This window comes from Xenorhabdus siamensis, assembly GCF_037996745.1.
GTDB lineage: Bacteria > Pseudomonadota > Gammaproteobacteria > Enterobacterales > Enterobacteriaceae > Xenorhabdus > Xenorhabdus indica.
Window position 1 is genome coordinate 59,671 of the sequence record NZ_JBBMXE010000012.1, and the last position, 22,598, is coordinate 82,268.

A 22,598-nucleotide genomic window follows, 5' to 3' on the forward strand; every position below is an offset into this window, starting at 1 on the left:
CCTGCATTGGATTAGGCTAACGGCACTGTTGCAAATAAGATCGCAAGTTTGAATGTTCCCTGATTTTAAATGGTTACAGACCAAAGACTCTATTCACTAAATGCATTTCCCCCAAGGCATGACCATAGTAAAACGCTCGCATTACTTCAATGCCTTTGAGTGTTGCATAAACTGTTTTTAATGATTTGAAACCTAACATTGGGTTGATGACTCGTTTCAATAACGTCAGGGCTTTTGTATAAGTCGGTGCATCTGTATTGATCCCGCTTGGGATTTGATATTGTTTCACACAATAAAGATTTTCCCTAAAAATCGATAAGCGGCTATTTACTGAAAGTGTACAGTGTTAAGTCATGTAACCAAGGCCAGAACAATCCTGATAAGAAAAAATGAAGAATAAAAAAGCAATCCCCACACCTCATGATGCCGCGTTTAAAGGATTTATGGCTCGGATCGAGAATGCCCGCGATTTTTTTGACATTCATCTGCCGGAAAAAATCAAGAAGCTGTGTGATTTTAATACATTAAGACTGACAAATTCTTCATTCATTGACAGTCAGTTACGTTCAAGGATATCCGATGTACTTTATTCGGTGAAAACCCAACAGGGTGACGGTTATATTTATGTGCTGGTTGAACACCAGTCCACGCCGGATAAAATGATGGCATGGCGAATGATGCATTATGCTTTTATGGCGATGAATCAGCATTTGCAGCAGGGAAATAAGGAATTGCCGCTGGTTGTGCCTGTTTTGTTTTATCATGGAGATACCCGCCCATATCCGTTCCAACAGGTCTGGACGCAATGCTTTTCATTGCCTAAACTGGCGGAGGAAATGTACTTCAAGCCGTTTCCGTTGGTTGATGTGACCGCCATTGATGATGATGAACTGGTCAACCATCGCAAAATCGCCGTGATGGAGTTGGCGATGAAGCACAAGAATTTGCGTGAGGGTTTTAAAACGGTGACTACACTGTTAGCTCATGCCCTCAAACATAACTATAATAGTGACAAAGATGTTGTGACTATTCTGAACTACCTGTTTGTTACGATGGATTCGCCACATTTTGAACAGGTAATCCAGCAATTAATAGAACAGGCAGATAGTCATCAGGAGGTAATCATGAGTATTGCACAACGATTGCAGGAAAAAGGTCGGGAAGAAGGTATTCAGCAAGGGATGTTGCAGGGTATACAAAAAGGCAGGGAAGAAGGTATTCAGCAAGGTGAAAAACAGGCATCAATAAATATTGCCCGTACTCTCTTAAAACGTGGTGACAGCATTGAATTGGTCATGGAAATTACCGGCCTGAGCCGTGAAGAACTGCTTTCTCTGCAATAATATTTCTTTTCTTCTGGTTATTTCCTTACCCGCTTTTCAGGGCGGGTAAGTGTAGATGGCTTGCAAACAAAAACCGTTTTACCTGCAATCAATATTGGCTTGGAACTCAAATCAGCTGAGATTGAAGACGATTTCAACCCAGATTGTGGAAAATTGCACCACCTAATTTTCTGTTTGTACAGTAGGTGCCCATAGATTACGCTTTTGCTACATAGTCCTAATCCTAGTACTCCAGCGCAAGCAAATCCTAAACCGTCGCTGGCTGCATATATGACAGCCCAGCGACCCGCTATGCCAAGATCCATATTCTCTCCGTTAGTGTGACAGTGAAGATAACATTATCAATGTTGGTTGCTCTATAAGCGCCGGTTTTTTGTTTCGGATACCCTATACAGAGTAAAGGTAATGAAAACAAAACAAATCAAGGCAAGAATGAAAAGTCCCCACATTAAACCCGCTGCTGTTGTTGTATGCCCACTAGAGAAAAACCATAATACAATGGCTGCTCCGGCCATTTTTAATGTGCCTTGTAAAGCACTGCCTGTTCCTGACAATTCGGGATGTCCATGCAAACTTATCCCAAGTAATAATGGAGAAGACAGTCCACATCCCAGCCCTACCGCAAAACTATAAATAATGATAAATTCAATCGACAATATCTGAGTAAAATAAATAAAAATGAGCGCCATCGCTGTGAACAACACTAATAACGGCAGTGAAACTTTCAGAATTCTTTCAGGTGTGGAATGTGACAACCATTTTTTTGTCAGCAATGAACCTATTACGATCCCAGCAGAATAAACCATAAACAGATATCCATTCTGTGATGAAGATAATTCAAATTGTGTCTGGAATACGAAAGGGCTGGCAGTAAAATAACCAATGGTAATAGCAAACAAAACAGCAGAAACAATACTGTATACAACAAAATTAATGTCAGATAACAGAATTCGAAAACCTGTTATTCGGCCATTGTCTGTTGATTTCATCGGTGATGTTTCCGGTAACGTCGTTTTTACAAAAATTGCACCTATCAGCATCATTATGGTAAGAGCGATAAAATTAAACTTCCACGGCAGATATTCGGTAATATACCCGCCAATGACAGGTGCAAAAGCAGGAGAAACTTGTGATGCCATCGAAAAAATAGCCAGAGATTTAGATAATTCCGTCTTATCCCGGAAAGTATCACTGAGTATAGCTCTGCTAATGACCGGACACCCACCTGCACCAATACCAGTCAGCAGCCGGAATAGAGACAGTGTGTGAAATGATTCAGCCGTAGAAGTCAGATAATTACCGATAGCGGAAAATAATAAGGAAAAGACAATGACAGGAATGCGTCCGTGTTTATCGGAGAGAGGCCCATAAAAGAGTTGGGATACAGCGAAACCAACGAGATAATAAACAACAAGACTTTGTGCCTGATTGTCAGTAATTGCGAGAGCAGTTTTTATTATAGGTAGTGCCGGATTGTAAAGGTCTATAGAAAATAATCCCAATACCAATATAACGCACGAATTAATGATAATGAGTTTTGACTTCATGCCTTTTCACCTTTCATACGAGTGGGAACGCTTTTATGCGTTTGTTATATTCTTTATTTGGTGTTGTGTGCTGGCTATCACATTTAATTTCGATCAAGAATGGGCTGTTCTGTTGCATAATTTCGGCAATATATTCCTGTAATTGATCAGGCGAATTTACACACAAACAGTCTAACCCTAATCCTCTCGCCAATTGACACCAATCATAATCGGGAATTTTTGTCAGATCTGTTTTGTTATCTTTATTATTAAAATAGCTTGCAACATAAGACGCATTATTAAAGACAATGAAAAATGATGCAATTATGGGTTTTATTCATGAAATTTTTAAATTCGGGTGAACGTATTTTATTGATATCGACCGGACGATTTTTCCAAAAATCAGAAATGGTTGAACTAGGTCGTGTCCCTTAATTCTATAATCTCCGGAAAAAGAGTCGAATACAACCTAATTTCACCACGGACAGGGAGTTCCGCGCTGTCTTTTCATAACGTGTTGCGATACGCCGGTTGCCTTTGAGAAAACCAAAACAGCGTTCGACAACATTACGGTGACAATAAGCCTGCATATCAAATTGAACAGGACCATCACTATTTCCTTTTTCATTGATTTTATAAGGAATAATTCTCTTTATCCTCAATTTTCGCAGGTAACCTCGGAGTTTTCCCCCGAATAACCTTTATCTGCCAGCACGGCCTTACCACGCCGTTTCATGAAGCCATTCTTGCGTTGTACGCCAATACTGTCGAGCAAGGGGATTGCAGTTTGGCTCTCATGGGCTTGGCCCGCTGTCAATATCAGATTCAGTGGGGCTCCTTTTCCGTCAGTCGCCAAGTGGATTTTGGCGCCATAACCACCGCGTGAGCGACCCAACGCATAATCAGCAGCGATATCGGGAGGTTTTTTTTTCGCCCCGGCGGATCTTTACTGGCACGCACATTGCTGCCATCCAGACAAATTTCAGCCCAGCCTATTAAACCTTTTTCATCCAGAATGGACAGTAATCGATTAAAGATCTTATTGATAATGCCGGATTTTGACCCACGGTTAAATCGGTTATAAACCGTTTTCCAAGAACCATAGCGGTCAGGCAAATCGCGCCAGGGCGCGCCTGAACATAGCACCCAGAACATGCCATTTATCACCCGACGATGTTCAACATGTGGACGTCCTGCCCGTTTTGAACGAACAGGAGGTAAACAAGGTTCTATCACTATCCAAGCATCATCAGGAATGTCGTAGCGTGCCATTATTTTGTCCCAGTATTGAAATCAACTGGATGATAATACTACCAATTTATATTAAGGGACACAGCCTAATGTTTCCTTCGATTTCGCATTCCCCACCAATATACCCTCCCCAATTGATGAAAGGTGCTTTTCCGTTCATATGAACACTGGTAATGTTTCCACCCAATTCAATACAAGCCAAATATCACTGACGACGTTTTATCACCTGGACTCAGGACACAATGGGGTATGAGCTAAATACGCTATTGGACGGTTATGGCGAACAATTTGTAATTAATTTTTCTTGAGTACTTAAATAAATTTATCACCATAGAGATAATAACTTTTTATTTAATTTAATTAGATAGTTATTAAATATGTTATTTATGCAAAACTTCTCTTTACAAACAGTAAATTTCTCCTTTAATAAAATATTCTCAAGTTAAAATCGAAGGTAACAAAAAAAAATATAATTTATTATTTTTGATAGTACACAATTTTACTTATCACGCATTCATTTCAGTCACGATTCATTTAAAAACAATCATAATTTATTATTCTGCCATTATTTTTTTACATATTATCTGCCTCATTTATTATCTGGATATTCGTGACAATATAATCACTGCCTCTGATTATAGCTTGTATCTTCACCTGTTATTTTCTGGACTAAGTGATACCGATTACCGTTACCTTAATTACAATCAATTGATGATCAAATCTACGATACAACTATAATGCGTGAATACGTGTTCTTTCCATGTTCGCCATATGCCGGACAATTCACATTCACTTTTTATGTCAAAAAAGAGGAATTCTATGAAATCGCGTGCTGCCGTTGCTTTTGGCCCAAACAGACCTCTCGAACTTGTTGAAATTGACGTAGCACCACCGAAAGCGGGTGAAGTAATGATAAAAATCAGCCACACAGGTGTTTGCCATACTGATGCTTTCACTCTTTCAGGTGATGACCCTGAAGGGAAATTTCCTGTTGTTCTCGGACATGAAGGAGCTGGTGTAGTGATTGAGGTCGGTGAAGGTGTAACCAGCGTAAAACCCGGTGATCATGTCATACCGTTATATACGGCTGAATGTGGCAAATGTGAGTTTTGTCAATCCGGTAAAACGAACCTGTGTATTGCCGTTCGCGACACACAGGGAAAAGGTTTGATGCCCGATGGTACAACTCGTTTTTCTTACAATGGACAACCTGTTTATCACTACATGGGGTGTTCTACATTCAGTGAATACACGGTAGTTGCTGAAGTCTCACTGGCAAAAATCAATTCGGAAGCCAATCATGAACATGTTTGCCTGTTAGGCTGTGGCGTCACGACTGGTATCGGAGCTGTGCATAATACTGCCAAAGTTCAACCGGGAGACTCTGTTGCAGTTTTCGGTCTGGGTGGAATTGGGCTTGCTGTGATCCAGGGAGCCCGTCAGGCTAAGGCCGGACGTATTATTGCTATTGATACCAATTCAGATAAGTTTGAGCTAGCCAAACAATTCGGTGCCACTGACTGCATTAATCCCAATGATCACGACAAACCGATTCAACAGGTTATTCTGGATATGACAAAATGGGGAGTTGATCACTCTTTCGAATGTATTGGTAACGTCAATGTGATGCGTGCAGCTCTCGAAAGTGCACATCGTGGTTGGGGGCAATCAGTTATTATCGGTGTTGCGGGTGCCGGACAGGAAATTTCTACTCGTCCATTCCAGCTTGTTACCGGGCGAACATGGAAAGGAACGGCTTTCGGCGGGGTTAAAGGGCGTAGTCAGTTACCGGGAATGGTGGAAGATGCGATAAAAGGGAAAATTGAACTTGAACCTTTCGTAACCCATAAAATGCCATTAGAAAACATTAATGAGGCCTTTGATCTGATGCACGAAGGCAAATCTATTCGGACAGTGATTCATTATTAATTGAACGATTATTACAGGAACAGCCAGATATAAACCCCATAAGATAATAAACCATATAGTTGAAGAACCTGAACCTACAATTTTAGAGAGAAAAGCCATGGAAAGAATTGAACATCGTGCCTGTTTTGGCGGATGGCAGGAGGTCTATCAACATGAATCTAATTCACTGAATTGTCAGATGAAATTTTCAATTTTTCTGCCACCTCAGATTAAAGAAAAGAAATTACCTGTATTGTACTGGCTCTCTGGCTTAACCTGTACTGAGCAGAATTTCATTACAAAAGCCGGAGCCCAACGCTACGCAACTGAACATGGTGTTGTTATTGTCGCTCCGGATACCAGCCCTCGGGGGAATGATATCGCTGATGCCCCTTCTTATGATCTCGGAAAAGGGGCAGGGTTTTATCTCAATGCATTACAACCCCCCTGGGAACCACATTATCGTATGTACGATTATGTGGTTTCAGAGTTGCCTGAATTGGTTGAAACGTACTTTGCTGTCACTGGTGTGCGGGCAATCAGTGGGCACTCTATGGGTGGACATGGTGCGATGGTCATTGCGCTGAGAAATCCGCAACGTTATTGCAGTGTATCGGCGTTTTCTCCTATTGTGGCACCAAGTCAGGTTCCTTGGGGGAAAAAGGCCTTTTCCAACTATCTTGGAGAAGACAGGTCGCTCTGGAAACAGTATGACACGGTAGAATTGATCAAAAATGCAAAAGCAACAGAACAACTTTCAATTTTGATTGATCAAGGAACTGATGATGAGTTTCTGGATAACCAATTATGTACCCATTTATTACAGAATATTTGTGATGAAACAAATTACCCTGTGACAATAAATTTTCGTCCTAATTATGATCATAGCTACTATTTTATTGCTAGTTTTATTGGTGAACATATCGCTTATCATACAAAAGCAATGCAAGAATATGCTAAAAAGCAGTAATTTTTAAAATAATATCCTATGTCACAATGACTTTTTTTATTAATTATGGGTTGGTTTCCAGAACTTTACTTTTCATTTATTGTTCAATGAACTGGAAACCCATTATATAAGAAACGTCCCGAATTATTTTATTGAAGTTACTCGCGTTTGAATCTAATTTGCGATAGCATCTGCGCCCTTTTTACGATATTTCCACGATTGGAGAAGAGGCAACATATGTTCATCGGTTTTGACTATGGCACATCGAATTGCGCAGTAGCAAAAATGATCGGAAATACGCCACAATTGATTGCTATCGAAAATGACAACTTTTATATGCCTTCTACTCTGGCCGCACCAACCCGAGAATCAGTTTCTGAGCACCTATTTCGTCACAGAAAGATCAGCCCAAGCTCTCCAGCCGGAGAACAGTTGCTCCGTAGCTCAATTACTACAAATCGTGAGGAAGGTATAGAGCTTCTACCTGAAGACATTGTATTCGGGCAAGCGGCATTAACACGATATTTGGAAGATCCTCAAGATACTTACTATGTGAAATCACCGAAATCTTTCCTTGGTGCTATGGGACTGAGAGAGGCGCAAATCAGCTTTTTTGAAGATCTGGTTTGTGCCATGATGGCAAATATTAAGCAACAGGTAGAAACCAAGATACAACAATGTGTTGAAGAAGTCGTCATTGGACGACCAATCAATTTCCACGGGCGTGGTGGTGAAAAGTCGAATCAACAGGCTGAATTAATTCTACTGCAAGCAGCAAAACGGTCGGGGTTCCGTAACATAGAATTCCAATTTGAGCCTGTGGCAGCAGGATTGGAATATGAAGCCACACTGACAGAGAATAAAATTGTTCTGGTTGTTGATATTGGTGGAGGAACAACAGACTGTTCCCTTATTCAAATGGGGCCAGACTGGAGTGGAAAATCCGAACGCAACGACAGCCTACTGGCACATACTGGTCAACGTGTTGGCGGCAACGATCTGGATATTAACTTGACGTTTAAGCAATTGATGCACCCTTTTGGGTTAGGTAGCAAGTTTGCATCGGGTATTGAAATGCCACTCATCCAGTTTTGGAATCCAATTGCTATCAATGACGTACAGGCACAAAAAGAATTCTACTCTCAGCGGAACTTAACCACGTTAAAATCTTTGCATAAAGATGCACAAGAGCCGGAAAAATTAGCACGATTATTGAAAGTTTATCATGAAACATTAGGGTACAGTCTGGTACGCAGCGCCGAAGAGGCTAAAATCGCGCTATCAAAAGACAGTGAATATCAGGTTAAATTAAATTTATTATCAGAGATAATTGAAGTTGAGATTCAACGTGAGCAGATGATTGCAGCTATCGAATCGACCAAAGCGAAAATGACCAAACTGGTTAGTGAGGCTGTAGTTCAGGGAGGTGTTAAACCGGACGTTATTTTTATGACTGGAGGTTCAGCAAGCTCTCCTATTCTGCAACAAGCGGTTGCACAAGTGTTACCAGACGTTCCATTAGTTAGTGGTAACTACTTCGGTTCTGTCACAACGGGTTTATCACGTTGGGCGAAAATTTGTTTTTCTTGAGCTGTATTAGCTCAAATTCGAGCTGCCTCCTTTCCTTTTCAATCAAGGCATGACTATGCTGTCAATCCGTTGGCAGCATATGAGTATTTTCGTGCTTAACAATGTCAATAAAAGAATGGCATGAACTTCATTTACTGTTTTTCATCCATCTTTTCACCTATTTTTATAGCCCTAACTCACTGAGTCCAGGATGGTTATCTGGTCGGCGTCCCAAAGGCCAATGGAACTTACGTTCATCCTCATTAATAGGAGTATCATTAATGCTTGCAAAACGGTTAATCATCATACCGTTTTCATCAAATTCCCAATTCTCGTTACCATATGAACGAAACCAATTTCCAGAATCATCATGCCATTCATAGGCATATCTTACAGCAATTCTGTTTCCCTCCACTGCCCATAACTCTTTAATCAAACGATAATCCTGCTCTTTTCTCCATTTTTGGACGAGTAATTCTTCTGCTTCATTCCGGCCATTTACGAACTCTGTTCTATTTCGCCATTTAGTGTCTTTGCCATATGCCAGAACAACTTTGGCTGCATCACGTGTATTCCAACTATCTTCAGCAATACGGACTTTCTGCATTGCAGTTTCATAAGTAAATGGCGGGATGGGGATTCTTTTTTCACAGGTTTCAGGCATATTTTCTCCAAAATATTTAACATGTTATGGAAAGCAATTGATAACTTTATCACTCTCTTTTACGTCATACGCAGTCAATGGATTATTCCACTTTCAGATTGACAACCTGCAATAAAGCTCAATAGGTATGATATCATGTGTACAATCTTGTACACCTCAATAAATGTACAGATCTGTACACACAAAAACAACCTTAGATTTATCCTAAAAACTGTCTTTTATGGAACTATATTGAATAACTAATAAGAAAATATTATGAGTAAAAAAGAACATATCCTAGATATTGCCGAGTCACTATTTAATAAATTTGGTTACAACGCTGTTGGTGTTGATTTGATAAGAGATCAGGCGAATGTATCAAAAACCTCTATGTATCGTTACTTTGGTTCCAAAAATAAGCTGATCGAAGGCGTACTACTCAGACGCCATCAGAGGTTTGAGAAAGAACTCAATATTGTTGTATCTTCAACTGAAGGAACTGAAAACAAGCTCAATGCCATCCTGAATTGGCATTTTTCATGGTTTGCTACAAAAAATTTTCAAGGGTGCCTGTTTATGCATGCTTTAGCTGAATTCAAAGGCCACGATGAAGCTATCGTTAAACAAGCACAACAGCACAAAACATGGTTAAAGTCACTGCTATTATCAGTTTTCTTAACAGTCTCGAAAGATACGGAATCCAAAGCAGAAGCGTTAATAACATTTATTGAGGGAATGATAGTTAGAGCTGAATTCGGTGAGGTTGCAGGTCATGAAGAGTGCTATCGCACAATGGCTTACCGCTTGATTTAAAATGTGAAACTTGTGCCTAAAATTGAGGTTATTCAGTCTCTTAACCAACATAGCTGACTAAGAGACTGATTACCATATCAGAACAAAAAATGTTCTAAGATTACCCTGGTGTTGGGCGAGTCAAAACTAACTATTCAAAATAATGAAAATATTTGTCTACATAAAAGGCAGTGATGATGCACTACCCGATACTCAGACAAAATCTTAATTATAACTTATATTTTTACAGACAAATTAATACACCAGACGAACAGTAAAATCAACAAATAAAAGCTCAAATGTTGATTTTTCTACTCGATTTCGACGTCATTATTTGAGACATAAAAAATAAAACATAGCACAAAATCTCATATTCAATTGATTTTAATAAGTAAAATAAAAATCTATTATATTGACCAGTAAATATAAAAAAACAAATGCATCTGATAAAATTTCTTACATAGATGATATGAATATGAAAAGAGCTATTGTATAACTGTACAGAAATTGTAGCAGCCTTCTAGTCACGATCTGGTATCAAATATGTACCATTCAGAAACTATCTTCATTCACATCACAAGATGTTATACAACATAAGATCGGATTTAATTGGGGAAATAGCATGGAGAAAAACTCTCCATGCTGCTCATTAATGTGCGGCTTTAACAACCCAATGATTGAATAAGTAACGTGAACCGTAAGCGGGGAAAACATTAAATAATGCAAAGAAAATTTTAATCAATATCTGAATAATCATCATTCCAATAATTTGATTTACTGGAAGTTTTCCGTAGAACGCAACAAAACAGAAAACAAAACTATCAAGAATTGATGCGATAAAAGTACTGAAAAATACCCTCAGTGCTAAGAACCGGGAATTTGTCATATCTTTTAACTTACACAAGACATATGAGTTGACCAGTTCAGATACCAAGAATGACAATGAGGAAGCAAAAATCGCTGATAAGATATGATTCATCAGAGCATTGTACTGATCATTCAAGCCCCAATTTGGAATAGCTGGTAAACTCGCCGATATACTCAATAATGAGACTATGATCAGGTTAGAAGCCAGCGACATGTATATTGCTTTTCTTGCTAATCTAAACCCATAAAATTCACTGAGTAAGTCAATAACTAAAAAAGAGAAAGGGTAAATGAAAGTACCCGGAGTAACAATGATATTAAAATATTCGATATAAACAGGCTTAGATGCTGCTATATTACTGAAAGTATAAAAAATTGTCAGTAATAAGGCGAGAAATGAATAAACAACCCAAGACTTTTCATTTCGTTCTTCAATTTCATAGATTGAGGGAGAATCTGGAAAGCTGGAATATATCTTCCTGTAGAGTGATTTTGTTTCGTGACTATCAAAATCATCCGCTATTTCACTCTTTTCTAGCTCCTTTACATTAATCTTTACAACTTTTCCTGTTGATGAAATCAATACATTTGCTGTATTATCCTGACTGTTAAATCCCAGTAATTTATATTTTTTTCCCATACCCAAACCGTTCTTCCATTATATCCCCAATCACTACCGAATCTTCTGAATTTTCAATATAAAACTCGTTGATATGAAACTTTTTCCGTTTTTGATCGAAACATAACTTAGGGTTATCGCTCTGATAATTACCTCTTCTAACTATTAATAAATCACCAGCATTATATTTACCTGAAAAATCATTCTCAAGTAAAATGGCGACGATATTAGGGCCAAAACCAAAATAATAAGTTAGCTCTCTTCCAACAATCAGGGAGCCAATTTTACTTTCAAAGAATTCAGCAGTAACACATTCAGATTGCCTAAACAATGGCACGGCGCTGGGGTTCATATTACCTTCATAAGAAACAATCGCATCAATACGTTCTTTTTCTGCGAGATCAATTGTCTCTATTTCACTATACGAAACACCAAAAAAGTTGGATACTTTCTGGATAGTTGAAGAGTGAACACTTTGTACTCGGCCATCTAAGATATTGTAGATAGTTGTACGATTAAGCCCGGTCCGATCACAAAGTGATACTCTGCTTTCCCCCCTAGAATCAAGTAAATATTGTAGATTTTTTCTCAGGTATTCCATTTTTTGTTTTTTATACATAGCAATGCCTAGAAAAATATGTAACCATCTAATTTATATGAACTTTTAGAATAAACATGTTTTACCAAACTTAGAAAGAGTGAAAAACACCCTTGCCATAAAACAAAAAAAATGGTAGCAATTCATTTTTCCACCTAATTATTTAATCATACAACCAAATTGTTTTTTATAGAAAATATTAATTCGATAGGTTATATTTTGATTTACATCATTAATAAATAATCAATAAAAACATGAAATAATATCAAATAGAGGAAATATGACTTATGTTGATATTTTTTGACTTAAATCACCTGAGTTTTATCCAAAATTATTATTCATACTTAAAGGTTAATGAGGAATAACATATAGATACATTGGTTACTATTTACTTAACTATATTTACCATTTGTAAGCTATATGAGATAGAAATGAACTCAACCTATAAAAATAATGAACCCTATCTAAAGGGATTGATCGCCATGATGGAACATCTGAGCGATCCTTGGGGCATTAAGGATTTGGAGTCCCGACATATTTATATGAACAAAGCAGCTTATCTATACACCAATACACCTAAAAATTTCGACGTAGAGGGTAAGCTCGATTGTGAATTTCCTGCTCATTGGTCTGAAGATCAATTCTCCCAAGATCTAAAAGAACATGACCGGAGGACTGAAGAGTCAAAAGACAGAGTTTCCATTATCGAAACACACTATTGGTATGGAAAGAATAATCTTGCTCCTTTTATCAGCGAAAAGTTTCCTGTGTATAACGATGAAAAAGAGTGTATCGGGATTGTTTGGAATGCCAAGCCGCTAAATAGCCTCTCCCCTCTCAAGTATATTAATCGGCAAAAACCCAGTGTCTTAACAACAGAGGCTGAAACCGATCTTTTTACTAAGGGAGAACTGGATATTATCTTTTTGATACTACAAAGACGTTCAAATAAGGAGATAGCTCAAATTTACGGTGTCAGTCCTAAAACAGTAGAAAATCGGATATACAACATTTATCAGAAAGCTAATGTCCACTCACTCCAGCAATTTGAAGAATTTTGCAGGGATTTGCAATTAGACAGCTATATCCCCGAACGTCTAATTGAAAAAGGTGTTCTCTTTCTCTAAAAAATCAAGGAACGAGATAGTGCTCAAAATTGAACACTGTCCATTAAGTCGAATGCCACAACAACAGCGTCTATCTCTGCTGAGCGTGGCTATCGTCCATATGGGCGTTAACAGCATTAGATCAGTTTTATGCTTGATGCTGTCCTCGGCAACTCCATGGCATTGACAGATGCATTTATTGTTATTTTTATCGGCAGCCTACTATTTGGTATTGTTACTTTTGGGCTTGGCTTTGCAGGTATGCGAGAGGGGCTATCCGGCAGTTTACTGGCACGGTGGTGTGGTTTTGGTCGAATAGGTTCGGTATTAATTGGCCTTGTTATTGCTGTTAGTCTATTAGGCTGGTTTGGTATCCAAAATGCTATTTTTGCTAAATCTCTTAACTTTTCTTCCGGGAATAAACTCGGATTTGGTTTATCCGCGGCAATATCCGGCACGTTATTAACGACAGTAGTCGCTTTTGGTTTTAGGGCATTACGGTTTACTGCCAGAATTGCTGTACCTATGTTTATTCTTCTGGTTGCTTATATCTCCACCAACGTATTATCAGGCGATTCAGGCCAACGTTGGTATGAGATTTTAAAGCTGCCTCATTCTGATGAAACTCTGTCTATCAGTGCAGATATTACGATAGTTGTTGGGGGTGCGATTGTTGCCAGTCTGATGACTCCGGATCTGACACGCTATACTAAATCAGGAAAACATGTTTTTGGGATCACTTTGCTGACAATTATTGCTGGTGAATTTATCATTAATGGTCTGGCAATTTTAACCGCGAAAGCATTAAATACTGCTGATGTCGTTACCATTATGTCACAAGCCGCAGGTGGTGCAGGTTTATTTGTTGTCGTATGCTCAACATTAAGAGTTAATGAACTGAACTTATACTCTTCATCATTGGGAATTATTAATGCTGTCGAAGGTATCATCGGTAAAAAATTACGCTATCCTCCAACAACAATCATAATTGGAATATTGGGAACTTTGTCTTCCATTCTCGGCATTTTAGACCGATTTGTAGATTTTCTTACTGTACTTGGTGTTATTCTCCCACCGATATTAGGAGTAATGTTAGTTGATTATTATATTTTGCGCTCTTATCGCAAAGTATTAGATGAAAGTAAGCAGAAAGGTAATCTTCCAGACAAAACCCCGACTATCGGCTGGGCAGCAATATTCGCCAGTATTGTCGGTAGTGTTATTGGATTAACTATTGAATGGGGAGTACCAACAATTAATTCATTATTGATGGCAAGTATAGTTTATTGGTGAACCAAATGTACCTTTAAACGCCTCCCATAATGATAATTCTTGATGTATTGCTCCCTGTTTGGGGAGCAATAATCGAATCCCAGCCCTTAACGGCAAGAATGTTTTTCAGCATAAGCTTCACCATTAACCCATTGATGGTCTGTTTCCCAAGTAAATAACCACTTACGAGTTGGCCCTGCCATCACATTCAGGTAGTAGCTGTCATACCCAGCAATAGTCGCTACCGGGTGATACCCTTCCGGCACCATAACAACATCTTTGTTATATACCGCCATCGTTTCATCCAGTGAGCGATCATCAGTATAAACACGCTGTAAACAAAAACCTTGTGGTGGATTTAATCGATGATAATAAGTTTCTTCTAAATAGGTTTCCTGTGGTTCATTATCGGTATCATGTTTATGGCTAGGGTAAGAGCTGGTACAGCCTTCATCAGTATAAACCTCAACCACCAATAAACTATCAGCAGGCTGATTATCCGGCAGGATGTTATGGACATAACGACGGTTGTTACCGTTACCACGTTGTTCAGCACCGATATCGTGTGGGGTAATCAATCGGGTGGAATAATTCCCTTTACTTTTTGCCTGACAAACGGCCAGTTCAAGATGAGTTTGAGCGACAATTTCCATTGTTTCATGCGGCGCAACATAAACAGCATAAGGTTTTTTACGCTCAAATGGACTCATACGATCACCAATCTGCTCGAATCTTTGTTGGGCAGTAACCACCGTCGCTTTTCCTGCAACTAATACTAAACAAGTTTCATTTTCCGAAGCCGCTAATGTTATTGACTCTCCCGCATTCAGTTCATAAACATCAAAATGAACATATCCCCAGTTCGCTATTTCTGGTGTGATATGTTGCGTTCGCTGGTGCTGATCAGGCTTATGATACTTTGATAGCAAATTAGACATGTGCTTACCTCAAGGTCATTTTTAATGTCGGCGTCTTAAATCAACCCAGCTTCTCTGGCGAAGCGTGACAAATTGTTATACCCCAGTGTGGCGTAAGTCAGTGGATGAGCAATAGCAGGATCCTGTTCGGCTTCAACAACCAGCCAACCATGATAGTCATGGGCTTTTAATACATTAAAAATGTCCGGGTAATTCACACAACCATCACCAGGTACAGTAAAAACGCCACTTAATACTGCATCCAGGAAACTCATTTTGCGATTTTTGACATCTTTTAGCACATCCAGACGTATGTCTTTGCAATGTACGTGATTGATTCGTTTACTCCAACGTTTTGCTACGGTTAGTGGATCATCTCCGGCAAAGGTTAAATGCCCGGTATCCAGTAATAGTCCCACTGCTTCACCCGTATTTTTCATCAAATTATCAATGTCCTCTGCACTTTCAATCACTGTGCCCATATGATGGTGATAGGCAATCTGAACACCTTGGGATTGAGTATAATGGGCAAATTCTGTCAACTTTTCTCCATACTCTTGCCAGCGTTCTGCCGGGAAAAGCGGCCTTAAATGCATCGGTTTATCCTGTTTATCATGTATGCAATGGGTCACTTCTGCAAAGACCATCACCTTTGCACCCAGTTCACGTAACAAGGTTAAATGTGGCTGAACGGTCAAAATTTCTTCTGCAACACTGCGCGTCAATAAATTCCCTGAATACCAACCAGACACCAATTGCAAATCATGGAAAGCCAGAATTGGCCCTAATATATGTGAATGGCGGGGAAATTTATTACCAAGTTCAAAACCTGCAAATCCTGCCTGACGCCCTTCTGCCAAACAAGTTTCCAACGGGGTTTCTGCGCCCAGAGAAGGCAGATCATCATTGGTCCATGTCAGAGGATTAATGCCAAGTTGAACAGCCATGATGGTTCTCCTGTAAGGTGAGAGTAAATTAGTGAGAGTAAATTAGTGAGAGTAAGTTATGCTCTAGCTTTTTTCTTCACTACCACGTTGACGCCAGTAACTAATCAGATTGTTGTAATTCGTTCTTACTTGCAGGATGAGTGTTTGATCATCAACTTCACCAGCCAGCCATTTCAGGGATGGTTTAGCAAACAGCGTGCGCCCAACCGCAAAACCTTTGACAATGGATTTACCCGCTGCAGCGTTAAAACCTGCCTTTAATATCTCTTCGGAAACATCCAGACCAAGGAGCACAACTCCATGACAATAAGGATCTCGCTGAGTAATTAATTCTTCAATTTGATCCCAGGTCGTGGGCTGCATAGGGGGTAATTTCCACCAATCCGGTTTAATGCCGAGATTGTAAAAACGTTGGAGTGTGCGCAAGTAAAGCTCATCAGAATGCGTCATACCCGATGGTAAAATCACTTCCAATAATAATTCATGACCAGACTGGCAACAGGCTGCATAAATTTCCTGAACTGTTCTTTCCTGCTGCAAACGTAAAGAATGAGCATCTTCAGGATGGAAAAATACCAGGCATTTCACGATATGTTCCCTTGGCCAACGGATAAGCTGGGAACCAATATCACCATGCTCTAAGCGCAGTGGACGAGAACCCGGCAATTCAATCGGACGCCCAATCCATAATCCTTTTCCAGTCGCTGCATTAAGAACATCCTGCCCGAAAGTACTGTCACACAATATTCCGGCATGACCTTCCAGACTGACTTCTGCACTCACTTCCTGACTGGCGCGGAATAACAATTTTTTTAGTTGAGGAATGCGATCAAGATTGGCATTAACCTTACGTGCCATTTCAACAAACTGGATACGGTGATCAAACGCCATGACACACAACTCTTGCCACTGTTTATGACGACCACTAAGTTTATGACGGCCACTAATACGATGGAGATGGTTTAAATGAATGTCTAAATCAGGACGATGAACTTCCGCAGATCGTACAAGGTAATTATCTAACTCGGTTTTATCTGGCATCGCTGGCGCGCAACCATGACGGGAAACCACTAATGCACCACAGGTATTTGCATACGTACAGATCTGCTCCCAACTTTCATTATTAAGGTATCCCCGTAGTAAGCCAGACATAAAGGCATCACCAGCCCCCAAGACGTTCAGTATGTCTACTTTAATTCCCTGTACTGTGATACCTTCATCAAGGGTATCAGGAATATTTTCGGTAAACACGGAACAGCCTAATGACCCACGTTTGCATACTAGTGTTGCTTTACTTAGCTCCCTTACACAACGCAAAGCGTCAATGGTATTTTTAGAGCCGCCTGCAATATGAAATTCCTCTTCAGTTCCTACAATCAGATCAAATTGAGAAAGCACTTTCTGTAATTGTATTGTGACCTGCTCTGAAGCGATATAACGGGTTTCTCCGTCACCAAGTGACGTCAGTCCCCACAATATGGGGCGATAATCGATATCAAGTACCGTTTTTACCCCATTGCGACGGGCATATTGTAATGCTGTCAACACCGCATCTTGGGTTTGCGGATGGGAAAGATGTGTTCCCGTAATTGCCAGACAACGGGCGGATGCAATATAGTCTTCGCTGAAATCATCGCGGGTGATAGCCACATCAGCACAGTTATCACGATAGAAAATCAGCGGGAAAGTTTCATTATCTTTAATACCGAGTAACACTAAAGCCGTGAGCCTCTCTTTATCTGTGACCAAATGGCTAGTATCACATCCCACTCTCTCCAATTCTTCACGTAAGAAACGCCCCATATGTTCATCACCAACTCTGGCCAACATGGATGATTTCAATCCCTGAAGCGCAGTGCCGTAGGCTACATTCCCGGAAGAACCACCAAGGTATTTAGAGAAACTGCTCATGTCTTCCAGACGGGCGCCTATTTGCTGGCCATATAAATCAACGGCAATACGCCCCATGCAGATAACATCAAACTTTTTATGTTGCTCCATCACTCTGCCTCTTAACAAGTACGCGTTTTGAAAACCAATTTTGCTAACCGCGAGATTCAATTAATTTCAGAAACGTTAACCCAGCGTTTTTGATCATGAGAGCGTACAATCGCATCTAAAATACGGGAGACTTTCCAGCCTTCAGTAAAATCAGGCCAAATAGCCTGATCCTGAATGATGCCATCAATCAAATCCCTGACTTCCACCGTCTTCTGGTCATTGAAACCAATGCCATGCCCGGCACCATTACAGAAAGGAGCGTAATCCGGATGTTCTGGCCCAATCAGAATAGTTTTGAACCCCTGACGATTTGCCGGTTCATCATGTCGATATAGTTTCAATTCAGCCATTCGTTCCTGAGTAAAGCTCAGAGTACCTTTAGTACCTGTCACGATATAACTCAGCCCCATTTTGCGGCCACAGGCAATACGGGAAGTTTCAATCACGCCCATTGCTCCTGTATCGAAACGTACCATCGCATGTGCCTGATCTTCGTTTTCAACGGGAACTAACACTGGGGAACCGGATTTTTCAGGACGTGCTTTCACTACTGTTTCCAGATCACCACAAACAGTCATTATGTCTCCCACCAGATACTGCGCCATATTGATAATATGAGCGGCAAGATCACCAAGTGCTCCCAAGCCTGCTTTATCTTTAAAGCAGTGCCAATGAATCGGATTCAGAGGATCTGCCATATAATCTTCATTATGTGTGCCGTAAAAGTGCACGATCTCACCGATTTCCCCCTTCGAGATAATTTCTTTTGCTAACTGTGCTGTAGGGTTTTTCATATAGTTAAAACCTACCAATGTCTTCACTCCCGCATCTGTCGCTGCTGCCATCATTTCTTTGGCATCCAGGGAGTTCAAAGCCAGCGGTTTTTCACAATAGATATGTTTGCCATGTTTAATGGCTTCTAATACCATTTCTTTATGCAAGAAATTAGGCGTACATATATCAACCAAATCAATGTTTGGATCAGCAACCAATTCCCGCCAATCTCCGGTTGAACGCAGAAAACCAAGCTCTTTTGCGTGAGTCTGAGCAAGTTCAGGGGTTATTCCTGCAATCATTTCACGTATCAGTTTCCCTTTTAGTGGAAATACCGTAGGAGCTTGTGCATAAGCGATAGCATGAGAACGTCCAATATAACCTGCACCAATTAACCCAATCCGAATCTCTTTCATGTTATTTATTCTCCGGTTCCATCATTCAGGTTTTTTTCATGTCTTTTTTATCTGAGCCTGGTTTTTTCTATGCACTTTTCCTGTGAATAGGGCGTTTAAATAATGCCTTACTGATTTGATAAAAGACGTAACCCAAGATCCCGGCAGCAAACACATAGTAGAGTGTCAGCACATATAGCGGCACGTTCTGTGCAAGGAAAACATACATTGATATTGCCGCCAGAGTAATCAACCATCCCATTGGTTTCACCATTGACCACGGCGTAATATCCACTTGTTTTGTATATACTTCCTGATAAGTTTCAGCAGGGAAGAAATAACCAATTGTCAGCATGAAAATAACATTCAGTACAAACAGGATACCGACCAAATGGAAGAAGTGGATGTTGATGTGCAGGATAAAGTTACAGACGATATAAGCCGACATGCCAAACAACAGACCCAGTTTTGCAGCAATTGGAGGAACTCGTTTTGTCATTAACCCGACAAGCACAACACTGAGAATCGGAGCGTTGAAAATCCCCTGTAATTGCTGGATCAGGTAAAACAAACCATCCGGTGCATTAGCAACAAGTGGCGCAATAATCATGGTTAGCAATGCCAGCCCAATACCCAGATATTTTCCCACTGCGACCGTCTGTGCTTCGCTGGCATTAGGATTAATTCGTTGTTTGTAAATATTGACAGTAAACAGAGTAACGGAAGAGTTCAGCCCACCACTGAATGTTGAGAATACAGCCCCGACAACAACCGCGGCAAAAAAGCCAACCAGTATTTTAGGCAAAACTAATTGCACTAATGCAGGATAGGCATTATCCGGGTTATCTATTTGCCCATTGAAGATATGAAATGCGATAACGCCAGGTAAAATAATGATAGACGGGATAATAAGCTTCAACACGGCACATAACATCACCCCTTTTTGCCCTTCTGCCAGATTCTTTGCACCCAGTGATTTTTGTACGATAGATTGGTTGGTACACCAGAAAAACATGTTAGAAATGATCAATCCTGTGAACAAGGTTGAGAATGGAACAAGTGAATCTTCGCTGCCAATGGAATTAAATTTATCAGGATGTGCCTGATAAACGTCGGTCAAGCCTTTCCATGCACTGCCATCGCCTACGTACAATAAAGCGAAAATAGTAACAATCCCGCCACCGACAATTAATCCGATACCATTAAGGGTATCGGCAACTGCAATTGCTTTAATTCCGCCAAAAATAGCGTAAATAGCGCCAAGCCCGCCAACACCCCAGACCATAATCCATAATGCAGTAGTTTTATCGACCTGAAATATCTGAGAAACCTGAAATAAACTTTCCAGTGCAATAGCACCGGTATATAAGACAATAGGCAGTAACGAAATAACGTACATTGCCAGAAATAAAATTGAGGTAATCAGCAATGTGTTTTTATCAAATCGCCGCTCCAGATATTCAGGAATTGTTGAGATACCCAATTTTAAATATTTTGGCAAAAAATAAATGGCAAACAGCACAATAGTTAACGCAGCTATAACTTCCCATGCCATAACAATAAACCCTGTTCTGAAAGCCAATCCATTCAAACCAATCAGATGTTCTGTGGATAGATTCATTAATAACATGGAACTGCCGATATAAACTCCGGTCAGAGAGCGTCCACCTAGAAAATACCCTTCAGTGGAATCAATTAAATGTTTGTTCCTTGTTTTATAATAAGCAATCCCAGCAACTAGCAGGGTAAAACCAACAAAAGAAAGAAAAGCTGACATATATTCCTCCCCCTGATTTGCTGCCAAAAGGCAACAATAGGCCGACAAGAAAACGGTTTTCCTGAAAAAATAATCTTTCTTATTTTTATAAGATTCTGTTGCTTATAATTTAATTTCCTTACCAGTCAGTAAGGATTCAAGTGCTTTATCAGCAAGGTACAACGCTTGTGCACCATCAAAACCCGTAGTTTCGGGAGTGACCCTGCCTGCCATAACATCAACAAAATGGCTCCATTCCGCGATATACGCCTCATAGTAACGTTGCAGGAAAAAATGTTCAGGTTTGGCAGAAAGGCAGCCATTTTCTCCCCAAAATTCCACGCTGTTTTCCTTAATGTTACCCGCTGTCAGCAAGCCTTTTTCACCATGTAATTCAAGGCGTTGGTCATAACCATACCCTGAGCGACGGCTGTTGGAGATGGTTGCCATAGCTCCTGAAGGAAACTTCATAACAATAAACGCAGTATCAATATCACCAGCCAGGCCAATGGCCGGATCGACCAAATTACTGCCTTGTGCATAAATAGCACAGGGTTCTTCACCGATAATAAAACGTGCCATGTCAAAATCATGAATGGTCATGTCCCTGAACATACCACCAGAAACCCGGAGATATTCAGCAGGCGGAGGAGAAGGATCACGGGATGTGATAAGTAAAGATTCTGCTTTACCAATTTTGCCGGAATGGAATAAATTTTTCATCCGACGAAACTGAGGATCATATCGACGGTTGAAACCAACAAACAGAGGAACCTGAAACTGCTTGACTATAACAAGGCACTGTCTAACTCGTTCGAGATCAAGGTGAACCGGTTTTTCGCAGAAAATCATTTTATTGTACCGAGCCGCCAGTTCGATCAAATCAGCATGTGTATCTGTTGCTGATGCAATAAGAACACCATGCACATTGGGATCAGCCATCGCTTCTTCTGTCGTTTGTATTTTAGCCTGATATTTCTGTGCCAGTGTTTCAGCATTTGTCTGATAAGGGTCAATCACGGAATAAAGGCAAGTTTCTCTATGATTGGCAATATTAGCCGCGTGAACCTGCCCAATCCTACCTGCGCCAAATAATGCAATATTGAACATAAATGCTCCTTGATACCTCTGTATCTGCTTTTTGGGTGTATAAAAATATATCAATTAAAATATTTATTTCAATTTGCATTTATTTGAAAATTTTGTTTTTTAGAAGTGGTTAGCAATTTGTGATGAAAAAGCTGCAATTAGTGTTATACCTGTCACGAAAAAAGTGTTATTTCATTGGATGAACAATGTAAATTTACTTTAAAATCATAGAATAATATAAAAACATCATTCCACTAAGGCATGGTTAAAAGAATA

General features: G+C 39.9%; 17 protein-coding genes and 3 pseudogenes. 7 read left to right on the forward strand and 13 right to left on the reverse strand.

What is annotated here, in order from left to right:
* Positions 1-73: 73 nt before the first annotated feature.
* A pseudogene (locus tag AAC852_RS20020) lies at positions 74-324 on the reverse strand (IS6 family transposase); the annotation flags it as partial.
* Positions 325-389: 65 nt separating this feature from the next.
* Between AAC852_RS20020 and AAC852_RS12450 the strand changes: the two are divergent.
* The gene (locus AAC852_RS12450) at positions 390-1,343 is read left to right on the forward strand and encodes an Rpn family recombination-promoting nuclease/putative transposase (RefSeq protein ID WP_340621308.1); all 954 of its coding nucleotides are present in this window, start codon (positions 390-392) and stop codon (positions 1,341-1,343) included.
* Between the two features lie 356 nt (positions 1,344-1,699).
* Here the strand turns inward: AAC852_RS12450 and AAC852_RS12455 are convergent, their stop codons facing one another.
* The 3 genes and pseudogenes from AAC852_RS12455 to AAC852_RS12465 all read right to left on the reverse strand — a co-directional run bounded on the left by AAC852_RS12455 (position 1,700) and on the right by AAC852_RS12465 (position 4,141).
* Positions 1,700-2,890, reverse strand: a complete 1,191-nt coding sequence (locus AAC852_RS12455) for a multidrug effflux MFS transporter (RefSeq protein ID WP_340621309.1) — start codon at positions 2,888-2,890, stop codon at positions 1,700-1,702.
* Between the two features lie 13 nt (positions 2,891-2,903).
* Entirely contained in the window at positions 2,904-3,206 is a 303-nt protein-coding gene (locus AAC852_RS12460; RefSeq protein WP_340621473.1) for a thiamine pyrophosphate-dependent enzyme, read from the reverse strand.
* 100 nt (positions 3,207-3,306) lie between these two features.
* Positions 3,307-4,141, reverse strand: a pseudogene (locus tag AAC852_RS12465) (IS5 family transposase).
* 798 nt (positions 4,142-4,939) lie between these two features.
* Here AAC852_RS12465 and AAC852_RS12470 point away from each other — a divergent pair.
* The 3 genes from AAC852_RS12470 to yegD all read left to right on the forward strand — a co-directional run bounded on the left by AAC852_RS12470 (position 4,940) and on the right by yegD (position 8,567).
* Positions 4,940-6,049, forward strand: a complete 1,110-nt coding sequence (locus AAC852_RS12470; protein ID WP_340621310.1) for an S-(hydroxymethyl)glutathione dehydrogenase/class III alcohol dehydrogenase — start codon at positions 4,940-4,942, stop codon at positions 6,047-6,049.
* A gap of 97 nt (positions 6,050-6,146) precedes the next feature.
* The gene (gene fghA, locus AAC852_RS12475; RefSeq protein WP_340621311.1) at positions 6,147-6,998 is read left to right on the forward strand and encodes an S-formylglutathione hydrolase; all 852 of its coding nucleotides are present in this window, start codon (positions 6,147-6,149) and stop codon (positions 6,996-6,998) included.
* A 216-nt stretch (positions 6,999-7,214) separates the two neighbouring features.
* Positions 7,215-8,567, forward strand: a complete 1,353-nt coding sequence (gene yegD, locus AAC852_RS12480) for a molecular chaperone (RefSeq protein ID WP_340621312.1) — start codon at positions 7,215-7,217, stop codon at positions 8,565-8,567.
* Positions 8,568-8,730: 163 nt separating this feature from the next.
* On the opposite strand, the gene AAC852_RS12485 is transcribed toward yegD, so the two are convergent.
* Positions 8,731-9,210, reverse strand: a complete 480-nt coding sequence (locus tag AAC852_RS12485) for a nuclear transport factor 2 family protein (RefSeq protein ID WP_340621313.1) — start codon at positions 9,208-9,210, stop codon at positions 8,731-8,733.
* A gap of 255 nt (positions 9,211-9,465) precedes the next feature.
* Here AAC852_RS12485 and AAC852_RS12490 point away from each other — a divergent pair, with 255 nt between their 5' ends.
* On the forward strand, positions 9,466-10,002 hold the full coding sequence (locus tag AAC852_RS12490) for a TetR/AcrR family transcriptional regulator (RefSeq protein ID WP_340621314.1): 537 nt from the start codon (positions 9,466-9,468) through the stop codon (positions 10,000-10,002).
* Positions 10,003-10,630: 628 nt separating this feature from the next.
* Here AAC852_RS12490 and AAC852_RS12495 read toward each other — a convergent pair.
* Both AAC852_RS12495 and AAC852_RS12500 read right to left on the reverse strand, forming a co-directional pair.
* Positions 10,631-11,488, reverse strand: a complete 858-nt coding sequence (locus AAC852_RS12495; protein ID WP_340621474.1) for a queuosine precursor transporter — start codon at positions 11,486-11,488, stop codon at positions 10,631-10,633.
* A complete protein-coding gene (locus AAC852_RS12500) occupies positions 11,472-12,086 on the reverse strand; it encodes a helix-turn-helix domain-containing protein (RefSeq protein ID WP_340621315.1) in 615 nt (204 codons plus the stop codon). The genes AAC852_RS12495 and AAC852_RS12500 overlap by 17 nt, the downstream gene beginning before the upstream one ends.
* A 410-nt stretch (positions 12,087-12,496) precedes the next feature.
* Here AAC852_RS12500 and AAC852_RS12505 point away from each other — a divergent pair, with 410 nt between their 5' ends.
* Together AAC852_RS12505 and AAC852_RS12510 are read left to right on the forward strand one after the other, a co-directional pair.
* Complete coding sequence (locus AAC852_RS12505; RefSeq protein ID WP_340621316.1) at positions 12,497-13,192, forward strand: helix-turn-helix transcriptional regulator; 696 nt, start codon at positions 12,497-12,499, stop codon at positions 13,190-13,192.
* A 19-nt stretch (positions 13,193-13,211) separates the two neighbouring features.
* Positions 13,212-14,464: pseudogene (locus tag AAC852_RS12510) on the forward strand (cytosine permease).
* Positions 14,465-14,550: 86 nt separating this feature from the next.
* On the opposite strand, the gene iolB reads toward AAC852_RS12510, so the two are convergent.
* From iolB to iolG, 6 genes are all read right to left on the reverse strand, one after another.
* The gene (iolB, locus tag AAC852_RS12515; protein WP_340621317.1) at positions 14,551-15,381 is read right to left on the reverse strand and encodes a 5-deoxy-glucuronate isomerase; all 831 of its coding nucleotides are present in this window, start codon (positions 15,379-15,381) and stop codon (positions 14,551-14,553) included.
* Positions 15,382-15,416: 35 nt separating this feature from the next.
* Positions 15,417-16,307, reverse strand: coding sequence for a myo-inosose-2 dehydratase (gene iolE, locus AAC852_RS12520; protein ID WP_340621318.1), 891 nt, complete (start codon positions 16,305-16,307; stop codon positions 15,417-15,419).
* Between the two features lie 63 nt (positions 16,308-16,370).
* On the reverse strand, positions 16,371-18,308 hold the full coding sequence (locus AAC852_RS12525) for a bifunctional 5-dehydro-2-deoxygluconokinase/5-dehydro-2-deoxyphosphogluconate aldolase (RefSeq protein ID WP_340621319.1): 1,938 nt from the start codon (positions 18,306-18,308) through the stop codon (positions 16,371-16,373).
* 56 nt (positions 18,309-18,364) lie between these two features.
* Positions 18,365-19,498 (reverse strand): Gfo/Idh/MocA family protein, encoded by a 1,134-nt coding sequence (locus AAC852_RS12530; RefSeq protein ID WP_340621320.1) that lies wholly within the window; start codon positions 19,496-19,498, stop codon positions 18,365-18,367.
* A 67-nt stretch (positions 19,499-19,565) separates the two neighbouring features.
* Positions 19,566-21,254, reverse strand: a complete 1,689-nt coding sequence (locus tag AAC852_RS12535; RefSeq protein WP_340621321.1) for a solute:sodium symporter family transporter — start codon at positions 21,252-21,254, stop codon at positions 19,566-19,568.
* A 102-nt stretch (positions 21,255-21,356) separates the two neighbouring features.
* Positions 21,357-22,343 carry an inositol 2-dehydrogenase gene (gene iolG / locus AAC852_RS12540; protein ID WP_340621322.1) on the reverse strand — a complete coding sequence of 329 codons (987 nt, stop codon included), beginning with the start codon at positions 22,341-22,343 and terminating at the stop codon, positions 21,357-21,359.
* Positions 22,344-22,598 lie beyond the last annotated feature (255 nt).

Excerpts from the sequence above, each read along its gene's own strand:
- AAC852_RS12450 (WP_340621308.1), top strand. The coding sequence starts at position 390 with ATGAAGAATAAAAAAGCAATCCCCACACCTCATGATGCCGCGTTTAAA.
- AAC852_RS12455 (WP_340621309.1), bottom strand. The coding sequence starts at position 2,890 with ATGAAGTCAAAACTCATTATCATTAATTCGTGCGTTATATTGGTATTG.
- AAC852_RS12470 (WP_340621310.1), top strand. The coding sequence starts at position 4,940 with ATGAAATCGCGTGCTGCCGTTGCTTTTGGCCCAAACAGACCTCTCGAA.
- fghA (WP_340621311.1), top strand. The coding sequence starts at position 6,147 with ATGGAAAGAATTGAACATCGTGCCTGTTTTGGCGGATGGCAGGAGGTC.
- yegD (WP_340621312.1), top strand. The coding sequence starts at position 7,215 with ATGTTCATCGGTTTTGACTATGGCACATCGAATTGCGCAGTAGCAAAA.
- AAC852_RS12485 (WP_340621313.1), bottom strand. The coding sequence starts at position 9,210 with ATGCCTGAAACCTGTGAAAAAAGAATCCCCATCCCGCCATTTACTTAT.
- AAC852_RS12490 (WP_340621314.1), top strand. The coding sequence starts at position 9,466 with ATGAGTAAAAAAGAACATATCCTAGATATTGCCGAGTCACTATTTAAT.
- AAC852_RS12495 (WP_340621474.1), bottom strand. The coding sequence starts at position 11,488 with ATGGGAAAAAAATATAAATTACTGGGATTTAACAGTCAGGATAATACA.
- AAC852_RS12500 (WP_340621315.1), bottom strand. The coding sequence starts at position 12,086 with ATGTATAAAAAACAAAAAATGGAATACCTGAGAAAAAATCTACAATAT.
- AAC852_RS12505 (WP_340621316.1), top strand. The coding sequence starts at position 12,497 with ATGAACTCAACCTATAAAAATAATGAACCCTATCTAAAGGGATTGATC.
- iolB (WP_340621317.1), bottom strand. The coding sequence starts at position 15,381 with ATGTCTAATTTGCTATCAAAGTATCATAAGCCTGATCAGCACCAGCGA.
- iolE (WP_340621318.1), bottom strand. The coding sequence starts at position 16,307 with ATGGCTGTTCAACTTGGCATTAATCCTCTGACATGGACCAATGATGAT.
- AAC852_RS12525 (WP_340621319.1), bottom strand. The coding sequence starts at position 18,308 with ATGGAGCAACATAAAAAGTTTGATGTTATCTGCATGGGGCGTATTGCC.
- AAC852_RS12530 (WP_340621320.1), bottom strand. The coding sequence starts at position 19,498 with ATGAAAGAGATTCGGATTGGGTTAATTGGTGCAGGTTATATTGGACGT.
- AAC852_RS12535 (WP_340621321.1), bottom strand. The coding sequence starts at position 21,254 with ATGTCAGCTTTTCTTTCTTTTGTTGGTTTTACCCTGCTAGTTGCTGGG.
- iolG (WP_340621322.1), bottom strand. The coding sequence starts at position 22,343 with ATGTTCAATATTGCATTATTTGGCGCAGGTAGGATTGGGCAGGTTCAC.